This window comes from Thalassobaculum sp. (assembly GCF_040219615.1).
Taxonomy (GTDB): domain Bacteria; phylum Pseudomonadota; class Alphaproteobacteria; order Thalassobaculales; family Thalassobaculaceae; genus Thalassobaculum_A.
In genome coordinates, this window is record NZ_JAVJSE010000009.1 from 43,916 (window position 1) to 55,920 (window position 12,005).

Here is a 12,005-nt window from a genome sequence, read left to right on the forward strand (position 1 = left end):
ACGCGGGCCGGTCCGTGCCGGGGCATGGATCGCCGTCGTCGCAACCTTTATATGGGATCGCGCGCGGGGTTACGACGGGAACGTCTTCCGGCCGGCACCGCGCCCGCCAGGAGGGTCCGCGCGCGGCATGCTGCGATCGCTTCGACGTTGGTTCCTGGCCGCCCTGGCGGTCGCGGTCGGGCTGCCGGTACTGCTGGTCCTGGCCTACCGGCTGGTGCCGGTGCCGGTGACCCCGCTGATGCTGCTGCGCGACGCGCCGGTCGACCGGCGCTGGGTGGCGCTGGAGGAGATCGCCCCGGCCCTGCCGCGCGCGGTGATCGCCGCCGAGGACAACCTGTTCTGCGGGCACTGGGGGATCGACTGGCGGTCGCTGTCGGCGGCGGTCGAGGCCTATGCCGAGGGCGAGCGGGCCGGCGGCGGATCGACCATCACCATGCAGACCGCCAAGAACCTGTTCCTGTGGCCGGGCCGGCACCCGGTGCGCAAGGCCATCGAGTTCCCGCTGACCCTGCTGATCGAGCTGCTGTGGCCGAAGCGCCGGATCCTGGAGGTCTACCTGAACGTCGTGGAATGGGGCGACGGCATCTACGGCGCCGAGGCCGCCGCCCGCCATCACTTCGGCAAGCCGGCGCGCGACCTCACGGCGAGCGAGTCGGCCCGGCTGGCGGCGGTGCTGCCGAACCCGCTGAAATGGTCGGCCGGCCGGCCCGGCGACTACGTGCTGCGGCGGGCCGCAACGATCCGCCGCCGGGTCGGCCAGCTCGGCCCGCTGCTCGACTGCGCGCCGGGCGCCTGAGTCACTTCAGGTTCTGGCCGCCGTCGACGCTGACGGTCTGGCCGGTCACCCAGGACGCGGCGTCGGACACCAGGAACGCCGCCACCCGGCCGATCTCCTCGGGCAGGCCCATGCGGCCGAACGGGATGCTGGCCAGGGTGCGGTCGTAGACCTCGCGGGCCTCGGCCTTGCGGCGCGCCCACACGCCGCCAGGGAACTCGATCGAGCCCGGCGCGATGCAGTTCACCCGGATCTTCTGCCTGGCCAGGGTCATCGCGTGGCTCTGGGTCAGCTGGATCACCGCCGCCTTGACGGCGCCGTAGGCGATGTTGGCGGACGGCCCGACGCCGGAGATCGAGGAGATGTTCAGCACCGCCCCGCCGCCGGCCTTCTCGAGATGCGGCCGCGCCGCCCAGGTGGCCCGCACCACCCCCATCAGGTCGACGTCGATGCCCTTCCGCCAGCCGTCCTCGTCGTCGGTCGAGCCGAAGCCGGACGGGTTGTTGACCAGCACGTCGAGGCCGCCGAGCGCCGCCGCCGCCGCGTCGACATAGCCGGCGAGCGCCGCCGGGTCGCCGACGTCGCAGGCCTGGCCGTGCACGAACCCGCCATGCCGCTTCAGCCGCTCGACCGCCGCCGCGACGCCGTCCGCGCCGCGCGCGCACACCGACACCGCCGCCCCTTCGGCGGCACAGGCCTCGGCGATGGCGTAGCCGATGCCGCGCGACCCGCCGGTGACGACGACGCGCTTGCCCTTCAGTCCCAGATCCATGGATTGCAGTCCCTCAGATATCAGTCGAGCGCAGACTGTAGCCTGCGTCCGGCGCGCCGTCCCCGGAGGATTGTCACCGGGGGATTGCCTGCGGTCGCGGCTTCAGCCCGCGGGCGGCGCGGCACCGGCCTGCGCCAGGGCCTTGGCGACGACCTTGCGCAACCCGTCGAGCAGCTGCACCTCGCCGTCGCCGAGCGCGCCGCGGGCATCGAGGCCGAGCAACATGCCCAGCGCCTCGATGTGGAGCGCGACGACCGTCGCGTCGGGCCGGCTGCCGGTTCCCATGAGGGCCATCAGATAGCCCTCGAGCGAGCGGCCGACCCTGGTCATGGCGTGATGGCCGAAGGTCCCGCCGGTGTCGGCGATCTGCCGGACGAGCTTGAGCAGCGGGTCCCGGTCGTCGGCCACCGGCTGCGCGGCGGCGGCGGCGGACTCGCGGACCTCTGCGACCAGCCGGGCGAGCTCCGCGCGCGCCTCGTCGAAGCGCTCCGCCAGCACCGCGTCGCCCAGCTCGATCGCCTCCTCGTGGCTGATGCCGGCGCCGGAGCGGCCCTTGACCTTGGCCTTCTGCTTCAGGGTCTGCTTCGGCGGCGTGATGACAACGTTCATCCGACGGCTCCCGCTGCGGTTACTTCGGCCGTGCCGTCGTTGTCGTTGCCCAGCAGGGCCGCGACCTCCGCCTGCGACAGGGTGCCGACGGCACCGCCGGCCCGCTTCTCGACGCCCTCGAAGTCGTCCTCGCGGTGGCGGCGGCGATCCGGCCCGACGAACCGGCCGGCCCTGACGAACGCCCGCGGCTCCTCGACCACATGCACCAGCCGCCGCCAGAGGGTGTCGGCGGACACCGGCTTGACCAGGAACTCGTTGGCCCCGAGGTCGCGCGCCTGCAGCACCCGGAAATGCTCCGAATGGCCGGTCAGCAGGATGACGGGGACCTCGTGCGCCTTGCAGTCTGGCGCCTGCCGCACCAGCCGCGTGAAATCCAGGCCGTCGAGCGGATCCATGATGGCGTCGCAGATGATGATGTCGACCGCCTGGGCGCGCATCTGCTCGAAGGCGTCGGCCCCGTCGTCGCACTCGATGATCGTCTTGAAGCCGAAGGCCCGCAGCAGATGGCTGATGGTCTGCCGCATGAAACGGTTGCCGTCGGCCACCAGGATGCTGACCCGCGAGAAGTCGTATCGATCCGCCACCGTGTGTTCCTCTTGTCGGGTCGCAGCAGGTGAGCGCCCTGTAGTCTACGATTTGGGCATACATTGGTTACCGAACCCTTGCGATTCAGTACTTGCCGCAGCGCCGGAAATTGCGCGGCGCCGGCCGATCCGCGTAAACGCGCAATTGCGCCGCCCCCCGCGGCCTGCTTCGATGGCGCGCTGCAATCTCGAAGGTCCCCGCCATCATGAACGCCCGCTTTCCGATCTCCGGCGACGCCGTGCCCTACCGCCTGCGCCTGCCCGGCCCGACCGCCGTTCCCGAGCGCGTCCTGCGCGCCATGGCCCAGCCGGTGGTCGCCCACCGCGGCCCCGAGTTCCTGGCGCGGTTCCGCGACATCCAGGCCCGGCTGAGGCCGATCATCGGGCGCCCCGGCAGTGCCCCCTACGTGTTCGCCTCGACCGGCATCGGCGCCATGGAGTCGGCGGTTGTCAACGTCGCCGGGCCGGGCCAGCGGGTGCTGGTCGCCAACAACGGCCAGTGGGGGCCGGTGTTCCGCCGGCTGGCCGAGGCGATCGGCGCCGAGGTCGACGACGTCGCGACCCCGCCGGGCTCGCCGGTCGACCTGGAAGGCATCGAGCGCGCCCTGAAGGCCAAGGAGTACGCCGCCGTGCTGGCGGTCCACAGCGAGAGCTCGACCGGCGCGCTGACCGACCTGAAGGCGCTCGGCGCGATCGTCCGGCAGACCTCGGCGGTGCTCGCGGTCGACTCGGTCAGCGCGCTGGGCGGCGCCGAGATGCGGGCCGACGAGTGGGGGGTCGACGTGGTGGTCTCGGCCTCGCAGAAGGCACTGATGTGTCCGCCGGGCCTGGCGCTGGCCTCGGTCAGCGACAAGGCCTGGGAGGTCGTCAGTCGCGCCGACCGTGGGCCGCGCAGCTATTTCGACTACACCCGGATGCGACCGAACGCCGACAAGGGCGAGCCGACCTACACCGCGCCGGTGTCGATGATGAACGCCCTGCACGAGGCGCTGACCATGATCGGCGAGGAAGGCCTCGACGCCGCCCTCGCCCGCCACCGGCGGCTGTCGTCGGCGCTCGCCGCAGGGGCCGCCGCCCTCGGCTTCTCGGTGTTCCCGAAGGGCACGCCGAGCCCGACCCTGGTGGTCCTGCTGGCGCCCGAGGGGATCGACGCGACCGCGCTGATCGACCGGCTGGCCGACGGCTACAACACCATCGTCGCCGGCACCCGGTTCGAGGACCTGAAGCACCGGATGGTGCGGATCGGCACCATGGGCGCGGTCAGCGACGGCGACATCCTGACCGACCTGCACCACCTGGCGTCGGCGGTGCGCGACCTGGGCGGCCGGCCGGACGAGGCGGCCGGGCTGGCGGCGGCGGCCGAGGTGCTGAATCCCTAGCCCACCAGCCGGTAGCCGAAGCCGCGGACCGTGGCGATGATCACCGGGGTCCGCGGATCGCTCTCGATCTTGGCCCGCAGGTTCTTGATGTAGATGTCGACTGCGCGGTCGGACGGACCGTCGCCGGAGTCGCCGATGGCGTCCAGCAGGCTGGCCCGCGACACCGACGAGTTCCGCCGCCGCAGCAGCGCCGCCAGGATCATGAACTCATTCGGCGTCAGATGGACGGCGGGGCCTTCGGCGCGCTCCAGGATCCGTTCGCTGTGGTCGAGGACGAAGCCCGCGAACGCCACCCGGGCCGAGCTCTCCAGCTGCCCGGGACGCCGGATCGCCATCGAGCGGCGAAGCTGGTTGCGGATGCGCAGGCCCAGTTCCTTGAGGTCGTAGGGCTTGGTCTGGAAGTCGTCGACGCCGATTTCGAGGGCCGCCAGCCGGGTGTCCCGCGAGTCGTCGCCGGTGACCACGATGATCGGCACCTCCGATCGGGTGCGCAACTGGCGGGCCAGCGACAACCCACTCTCGTCGGGCAGGTTCAGGTCGAGGATGATCAGGTTGGCGGCGTCGCGGGCCAGGATCGCGTGCATCTCGCGCGCCGAGGCCGCCTGCGAGACCCGGGCCCGCCCCTGGTCCTCGGCCAGATAGGCGAGGATCGCGCGGCTCGGCGCATCGTCCTCGACAACGAGCACATGCGCCTTCGGTCCGGTGCTCACGCCCCCTCCAAACAATTCCCAAACAATCTATACATAAAATCCCAACTAAATACTCCGATATTCGCTCCCGGGAATTGCGGGACAGTGACGGAGTCGGCCGTGGGGGCCGTCGCCGCATCGCTCCGGCACAAACGCCGGTCCGGTTCCCGCTGCAAGACGGGGACGTGCAATGCGCTCGCTGACCTTCACCCTCGACACCCAGACCGGCGACGACGCGATGGCGCCGGCGACGGTAACCGTCAACGAGCAGGCCGACGGCTCGCTGTCCTTCACGATCAGCAACACCGGCGACGCCGACAACCTGATCGGCGACCTGCGGGCGCTGTTCCTCGACGTCGCGGACGACGGCCTGCTGGGTTCGCTGGCGGTGTCGGGCAGCGACATCACCGAGTTCGACCAGTCGGGCAGCGTCACCAACCTGGGCAACGGCGCCACCGTCTCCGGCGTGCCGGACGGGCCCTACGAGATCGGCATCGAGTTCGGCACCGCCGGCGCCGCCGGCGACGACATCCAGTCCACCAGCTTCACGCTGTCGTCGAGCCTGCGCGGCCTGACCCTGGACGACATCGCGCTGGGCGGCGTCGCGGTCCGCCAGACCTCGGTCGGCGAGGAAGGCGGCGACCGCAGCGCCTCCGACAAGCTGTACGGCTTCACGCCGTTCGCGGTCGACGCGTTCGACGACGCGGCCGCCACCGTCGAGAACGGCAGCGCCGCCGGCAACCTGTTCGCCAACGACGTCGACCTCGACGCCACCGACGCGGACGCCGACGGCATCGCCGACGGGGCGACCGTCACCGCGGTCGACGGCGACTCCGGGCTGGTCGGCCAGACCGTCGTGCTGGACGGCGGCGCCACCGTCACGGTCAACGCCGACGGCAGCTACCTGCTCGACGCCGGCGGCGCCGACTCGCTCTCGGTCGGCGAGACCGTCGCGCAGACCTTCACCGTGTCGGTCGACGACGGCAACGGCGGCTCGGACGACGCCGCCTTCACGGTCGAGATCACCGGCGTCAACGACGACCCGACCGCCGGCGACGACGCCGCGACCACCGACGAGGCGACCGCGATCACCGGCAGCCTGCTGGACAACGACGGCGACGTCGACCGGCTCGACAGCATCCAGGTCGCGGCGGTCAACGGCGACGCCTCGGCGGTCGGCGGGACCGTGACCCTGGGCTCCGGCGCCCTGGTGACGGTGGCCGCCGACGGCAGCTACGAATACGACCCGAACGGCGCCTTCGACGCGCTGGACGCGGGCGAGACCGCCACCGACGGCTTCGTGTACCAGATCGCCGACGGCAACGGCGGCTACGACACCGCCAGCGTCGACATCACCGTCACCGGCATCGCCAACGCCCCGGAAGAGCCGGTAGAGCAGTTCGCCGAGTTCCTCAACAAGAAGGGCCAGGCGCAGGCGATCTCCAACGTCGTGTTCTACCTGCAGGACGACGACGGCGAGATCCTCAAGGTCAAGGTCGACGGCTGGAACGGCGGCATCAGCGACCTGGACGACGTCAACATCGGCAGCTTCGTCGATCAGCACTACGACGACTACGAGCTGCTGGCGGTCTCGATCAAGGCCGGCAACAACCACAACGCCGACCTCGGCCCGGGCGAGGGGCAGCTGTTCCTGCTCGACGGCGACGAGGACATCGACTACGCGGCCGGCGGCAGCGTCCCCGGCCTGTCCGCCAAGGACCTGGCGGCCCATGCCGACGCCACCTACCAGTATTCGAGCAGCCTGTTCGGCTGATCGCCCGACCTTCAGCGAGGCCCGACGGCCGCCGGTCCTCCGGCGGCCGTCGTCGTTCGGGCGGCGCCCCGGCGCCTGAGCGTCGGGGCGCTCACTCCGCCGGCGCGACCCCGCGCGACCACGAAGCGAAGCGCGCCGCGTTCGGGCAGAAATCGGCGGGCGCCGGGGCGGCCTGCGGGTCGCGGTGGGCCTCCCGGCAGGTCTCGACCTCCCGGCAGGACAGGCAGGTGTTGACCGCATGGCGGACCGCCACGGCGCCGGCCGGCCCGTCCACCCTGGTCCAGTCGACATCGTGACGCCCGGCCATCCAGCCGAACAGCTTGGCGTGTTCCTCGAACCAGCGCGTGCCGAGCATGACCGTCCTCCGCTTGCCTGCCCGGGCGGATGTCCGCCCCGGGACCGGCACGGATCATGCCCGCCCGGCGGTCCGACGGTCCTTGCGATGGATCAAAACCGCCCGGGAACCGGTCAGCCGGCGGTCAGCCGGCCAGCCCGACGGCGATCGCCGCGAAGTGACAGGCGGCGGCCGCCAGCACGAATCCGTGCCAGATGGCGTTCTGGTAGGGCAGGCGCCGCCACAGGTGGAACACCACCCCCAGGCTGTACAGCACGCCGCCGGCCACCAGCAGGATCTCGGCTTCGGCGGGCAGCGCCGCCGTGATCGGCCCGATCACCAGCAGGATCGACCAGCCGAGCGCCAGGTACAGGGCGATCGACAGGCGCTCGAGCCGGCGCGGCCAGGCGAGCTTCAGCGCGATCCCGAAGGCCGCCACCGACCAGACCGCCAGGCAGAACTGCCAGCCCCAGTCGCGCGGCAGCCACAACAGGGTAAACGGCGTGTAGGTGCCGGCGATCATCGCGTATATCGCGGCGTGGTCGCAGCGGCGCAGCCATTCGCTCGACGGCGAGCCGGGCCGCAGGTTGTACAGCGCCGAGCAGGCCAGCATGGTCAGCAGGCCCGCCCCGTAGACCGAGACACCGAGGATCGCCAGTGGGCCCTTGCCCGCCAGCAGCGCCGTCAGCAACAGGAATCCGACGGCGGCCGGTGCCGCGACCAGCCCGGCCAGATGCACCGCGCGGTCGGCCCGGTACTCGGCCGCGGTGTAGGTGGGTGCCGCATCCATGCCGGCATTGTGCCCAGGCGCCACCGCGGCTCAATCCCCTCGGCATCGGCACGTCCTGCTACCGAAGCGTGTCGACATTAACGATTCGACAATCGGTTTCGTTCATCCTGCAAGGCCGATCCGGAACCACGATGCGACATGCCCAGTTCGACCTCGCGCACCCTGACGATCTTCATCGGCGCGATGCTGCTGATCCTTGCGGTTCTCATCACCGCCAGCATCGGCGGCATCGCGGCCGTCGACATCATCCGCAGCTACAGCGGCGGCGCGACCTACTACGCCAAGGGCCATCTGAGCGGGGTGGCATCCCTGCGCCGCTACGCGGCCACCGGGTCGCCCGAGGACCTCCATCGCTACCGGCGGGACATCTACCTGCCGGCGAGCCTCGGAATCGCGCGCGACATCCTCGAGCAGCCAGACCTGCCCGTCGGGAACAGCTATCCGTTCCTGATCGGTGGCAACATCCACCCCGAGGACGCGGCCGGCATCGCCTGGATGTACCGGATCTTCAGCGCCACCGCCCTGCTCGACCCGGCCGCCCAGCTGTGGCGCGACGCCGACCTGGAGATGCTGCGGATCGACGCCCTGGCCGGCAAGCTGCAGCGGGCCTGGGCCGACATGCCGGCCGACCGGCCGGCGCGCGAACGGCTGCTGGCCGAGGTCGAGACGGTCGACGCCCGCCTGTCGGACATCGAGGACCGGTTCTCCCGGCAGCTCGGCGAGCTGGCGCGCAGCATCGCCCGGCTGGTCGGTGCCGGCCTGGCGGGGCTGGCCGTCGTGCTGGCGACGCTGGTGCTGGCCCTCGGCAAGCGCACGCAGCTCCGCCTCGCCCTGGCCCAGCGCGCCATCCACGAGCGCGAGGAGCGGTTCCGGGACGTCGCCGACATGGCGGCCGACTGGATCTGGGAGACCGACGAGCAGCTGCGCTTCTCGTTCTTCTCGGACCGGGTGGAGCGCGCGATCGGCGCGCCGAAGGAGACCTTGCTGGGGAAGTCCCGCCGGGAGGCGGCGCATGTCGAGGACGCCGACGCCTGGCGCCGGCACATGGACGACATGGCGGCGCACCGGCCGTTCCACGGTTTCGAATACGCGTTCCGCCGGCCGTCCGGCGAGCTCCGCCACTTCCGGGCCAGCGGCAAGCCGGTGTTCGACGGCGACGGCCGGTTCGTCGGCTATCGCGGGACCAGCACCGACGTGACCGAGGAGGTCGCGGCGCGGCGGGCGGTCGCGGCCAACAGCGCGCTGCTGGAGACCGTGTTCGAGAACATGGCCCAGGGCATCAGCGTGGTCGGCGCCGACCTGAAGGCGCGGGCCTTCAACACGCGGTTCCTGGACCTGCTGGGGTTTCCCCGCGACCGGTTCCGGATCGGCGATCCGTTCGAGGCGTTCATCCGCTACAACGCCGAGCGCGGCGAGTACGGCGACGTCGACGTCGAGGCCCATGTGGCGCGGGCGCTGGAAGCCGCCCGGCGGTTCGAGCCGCACGCGGTCGCCCGCATCCGGCCCGACGGGACCGTGCTGGAGATCCGCGGCCAGCCGATGCCGGGCGGCGGCTTCGTGACGACCTACACGGACATCACCGAACTGCGCCGCGCCACCCGCGACCTGCAGACCGCCAAGATCGCCGCCGAGACCGCGAACCTCGCCAAGAGCACGTTCCTGGCCAATATGAGCCACGAGCTGCGCACCCCGCTGAATGCCGTCATCGGCTTCGCCGACCTGATGGCCGAGGAGCGCTTCGGCCCGCTCGGGCCGCGCTACACCGGCTACGCCCGCGACATCAGGCAGAGCGGCCAGCACCTTCTGGGGGTGATCAACGACATTCTCGACATCGCCCGGGTCGAGGCCGGCAAGATCGACCTGACGGTGGCGCCGGTGGCACCGATATCCGTGGTCGAGGGCTGCTTCCGCATGCTGCGGCAACGCGCCCTGGAGGCCGGGGTCGGGCTGCGCAACGAGGTCCCGGCCGGGGCACCGCCGCTGCATGCCGACATGCAGCGCCTGCGGCAGATCATCCTCAACCTGGTCGGCAACGCCATCAAGTTCTCGCAAGAAGGGGCCGAGGTGCTGGTGCAGTACGTGGAGGCCGGGTCCAGCAACGGGCTGCGGGTCGTCGACCGCGGCATCGGCATTCCCGACCATCTGATCGACTCGGCCTTCGAGCCCTTCACGCAGCTGCACGCCGGCTTCGGCCGGAGATACGACGGTGCCGGGCTCGGCCTGCCGCTGGTCCGGCACTTCATGGACCTGCACGGCGGGACCGTGTCGCTGGAAAGCGCGCCCGGTGCGGGAACCACGGTGACGGTGCTGTTCCCGGCCGAACCGGCGGTCGCGCCGGCCGCCGCGACCGCCGCGCGCCGCTGAGCCCGGCGCCGCCGGAACAAATTCTCAAGCTCTCAGCTGCCCGGACCGGCCGCCGGCAGCGGCAGCACCATGGCGTAGTCGCCACCGCTGCGCACACCGTCCCGGATGCCCTGAAGAACCCTCTCGGCGTGGCCGACGCCGACGAACAGCCGGACATAGCGCCCGGCGACGGTCTCCACTTCGACGAAAGTCGGAGTCTCGGCCCCGAGGATCGCGCGGTGGCGCTTCTGCAGCACCTCCCAGCCCTGCAGGGCATTCTCGTGGGTCCGGTACGACGCCAGGTGCACCCCCTGCTCGGCGCCCCGGTCGTCCGGCCACGCCAGGCTGCTGGTCCGCAGCTCCAGACGCTCGAACCGGGCGTTCGTCTCGGCCTCGCTGCGCTCGCGCTCGCCCAGCAGCTGGGCCACCGCGCCGGTCATCGCCTCCAGGTCCTGGCGCAGCGCATCGACCTCGGCACGGGCCACTCCGACTGCGGGAGCCGGCGCGGACTGCGCCCGGCCGAACCCGGCGTCGGCGATCGACGGCACCCGGCGCGCGACGTCGTCGAGCTGGTCCTGCAGGAGCTTCGTGCGCTGATCGATGGCCTGGGTGCGCGCCGCGACCTCCTGCTGCTCCGCCAGCATCGCCTCGGTCCGGCGCTCGACGAACCTTGTCTGCCAGCCCTTCTCGGCCTCCAGGGCCTCGGCGACCGCGGCCGCGACCTCCTCGCGCCGGTCGCCCGGCGTCTGCAGCAGGGTGTCGACCCCGCATCCCGTCGTCGTCGCCACCACCATCAGTGCCAGGATCAGTCGCTGCACGGTCCTCGCCTCCCCGCCGGCCGTTCGCCGTGACTCGGTTTCCGACTCGCATGGTAGCAACTGCCGTGCGCTTTAGGAATCCACCCGCCGGAACCGGCCGCGGCCGGTTCCGGGGAGGCAGTTGTGGTCGACCTTGGTGCTCGGTACCATCGACCGTCTAGGTGAGGAGATTCATCGTGCCGCGCTATACTCCTGGCCCTTGGAAGATGCGCCCGAACGGAGAGCTGTGGTCGTACAGCCGGGGCGGCGCCCCCCAGCAGGTCGGCACCATGTCCTGGACCGGAAAGGCCGAGGAGCGCGACGGCAATTCCCGCATCATCGCCGGCGCCGCCGACCTGTGCGAGAGCCTGGACGAGCTGATGCTCATCATCTCGCAGCCGGAGGTGGTCTCCGCCATCGAGGACAGCCCGCGGATCTCCGCCAAGTCCCGCATGATCATCGAGAACGCCCGCACTTCGCTCGAGGAAGTGACCGGCAAGCGGCTGCCCGAATGGCCGAAGCGCGACCCGCACGACCGACGCCTGGAATCGACCTGAAGCGGGGGCCGCGATGAACCTTCGCGACCTGCTGGAGATCGTCGCCGGCAGCAGCGTCCAGGACTGGACGATCCTGTTCCGGCCGACCTTCAGGCACAGGATCGTCGAGACCCTCAAGGACGACGGCGGCCGGGACCGACTGCAGTCCGACGAGCACCTGGTGGCGTTCAGCTACCGGCCCGACCTGGCGATCTCGATGGCCTACGGCCTGGTCGAGCAGGGCGCCTACGATCTGCCGGCGAGCAATCCGTTCGCCACCGAGAACGCCCGCACGCGCTATCTCGACATCTTTCTGGAAGGACGCCTGATATACCGCGAGACCGTGGTCGCGGTCGACCGGCATCGCTGCCTGCTGCCGATGCCGCGCGACTGGAACCCGCCGATCGCCATCCCGGCCATGCAGTACAGCCTGGTGCGGCTGATCCACAACCTCGCGGGCCCGCCGACCGACTACGACGAATACTTCGAGAAGGCCGGGATGAAGCGCTGGGAGATGCCGTGGCCGTAGCCCTTCGCGGCCCCGCTGTCGCGGGGCGCCTCAGGATGTGGAGCGCAAGCCGCTCGTCCGTCCGGGCTCCACATCCTGAGGTGCCCTCGCGAAG

The 12,005-nt window shown here is 71.2% G+C and carries 13 protein-coding genes; 6 read left to right on the forward strand and 7 right to left on the reverse strand.

Annotation, left to right across the window (positions count from 1 at the left end; genetic code table 11):
* The first annotated feature begins 127 nt into the window (after positions 1–127).
* The gene (gene mtgA, locus RIC31_RS04315; RefSeq protein WP_350103383.1) at positions 128–796 is read left to right on the forward strand and encodes a monofunctional biosynthetic peptidoglycan transglycosylase; all 669 of its coding nucleotides are present in this window, start codon (positions 128–130) and stop codon (positions 794–796) included.
* 1 nt (position 797) lies between these two features.
* On the opposite strand, the gene RIC31_RS04320 is transcribed toward mtgA, so the two are convergent.
* The 3 genes from RIC31_RS04320 to RIC31_RS04330 form a co-directional block, all read right to left on the reverse strand.
* A complete protein-coding gene (locus RIC31_RS04320) occupies positions 798–1,547 on the reverse strand; it encodes an SDR family NAD(P)-dependent oxidoreductase (protein WP_350103386.1) in 750 nt (249 codons plus the stop codon).
* Positions 1,548–1,649: 102 nt separating this feature from the next.
* Positions 1,650–2,156: a hypothetical protein gene (locus tag RIC31_RS04325; RefSeq protein ID WP_350103388.1), complete on the reverse strand. Its 507-nt coding sequence runs from the start codon at positions 2,154–2,156 to the stop codon at positions 1,650–1,652.
* Complete coding sequence (locus tag RIC31_RS04330) at positions 2,153–2,740, reverse strand: response regulator (protein WP_350103390.1); 588 nt, start codon at positions 2,738–2,740, stop codon at positions 2,153–2,155. The genes RIC31_RS04325 and RIC31_RS04330 overlap by 4 nt, the downstream gene beginning before the upstream one ends.
* A gap of 206 nt (positions 2,741–2,946) precedes the next feature.
* On the opposite strand from RIC31_RS04330, the gene RIC31_RS04335 reads away from it, so the two are divergent.
* On the forward strand, positions 2,947–4,119 hold the full coding sequence (locus tag RIC31_RS04335; RefSeq protein ID WP_350103392.1) for a pyridoxal-phosphate-dependent aminotransferase family protein: 1,173 nt from the start codon (positions 2,947–2,949) through the stop codon (positions 4,117–4,119).
* On the opposite strand, the gene RIC31_RS04340 is transcribed toward RIC31_RS04335, so the two are convergent.
* Complete coding sequence (locus tag RIC31_RS04340) at positions 4,116–4,829, reverse strand: response regulator (RefSeq protein WP_350103395.1); 714 nt, start codon at positions 4,827–4,829, stop codon at positions 4,116–4,118. The genes RIC31_RS04335 and RIC31_RS04340 overlap by 4 nt on opposite strands.
* 169 nt (positions 4,830–4,998) lie before the next feature.
* Between RIC31_RS04340 and RIC31_RS04345 the strand changes: the two genes are divergently transcribed.
* The gene (locus RIC31_RS04345; protein ID WP_350103397.1) at positions 4,999–6,582 is read left to right on the forward strand and encodes a cadherin-like domain-containing protein; all 1,584 of its coding nucleotides are present in this window, start codon (positions 4,999–5,001) and stop codon (positions 6,580–6,582) included.
* A 91-nt stretch (positions 6,583–6,673) separates the two neighbouring features.
* Here RIC31_RS04345 and RIC31_RS04350 read toward each other — a convergent pair whose 3' ends face one another.
* Positions 6,674–6,937 carry a DUF6455 family protein gene (locus RIC31_RS04350; protein WP_350103399.1) on the reverse strand — a complete coding sequence of 88 codons (264 nt, stop codon included), beginning with the start codon at positions 6,935–6,937 and terminating at the stop codon, positions 6,674–6,676.
* Between the two features lie 124 nt (positions 6,938–7,061).
* Positions 7,062–7,706 carry a PAQR family membrane homeostasis protein TrhA gene (gene trhA / locus RIC31_RS04355; protein ID WP_350103401.1) on the reverse strand — a complete coding sequence of 215 codons (645 nt, stop codon included), beginning with the start codon at positions 7,704–7,706 and terminating at the stop codon, positions 7,062–7,064.
* A gap of 138 nt (positions 7,707–7,844) precedes the next feature.
* Between trhA and RIC31_RS04360 the strand changes: the two genes are divergently transcribed.
* Positions 7,845–10,070: a PAS domain-containing sensor histidine kinase gene (locus RIC31_RS04360; protein ID WP_350103404.1), complete on the forward strand. Its 2,226-nt coding sequence runs from the start codon at positions 7,845–7,847 to the stop codon at positions 10,068–10,070.
* A gap of 32 nt (positions 10,071–10,102) precedes the next feature.
* On the opposite strand, the gene RIC31_RS04365 is transcribed toward RIC31_RS04360, so the two are convergent.
* A complete protein-coding gene (locus tag RIC31_RS04365; protein ID WP_350103406.1) occupies positions 10,103–10,867 on the reverse strand; it encodes a hypothetical protein in 765 nt (254 codons plus the stop codon).
* Positions 10,868–11,043: 176 nt separating this feature from the next.
* On the opposite strand from RIC31_RS04365, the gene RIC31_RS04370 reads away from it, so the two are divergent.
* Entirely contained in the window at positions 11,044–11,403 is a 360-nt protein-coding gene (locus tag RIC31_RS04370) for an XkdD/Y8K6 family phage-associated protein (RefSeq protein WP_350103408.1), read from the forward strand.
* A 13-nt stretch (positions 11,404–11,416) separates the two neighbouring features.
* Entirely contained in the window at positions 11,417–11,911 is a 495-nt protein-coding gene (locus tag RIC31_RS04375) for a hypothetical protein (protein WP_350103410.1), read from the forward strand.
* The last annotated feature ends 94 nt before the right edge of the window (positions 11,912–12,005 follow it).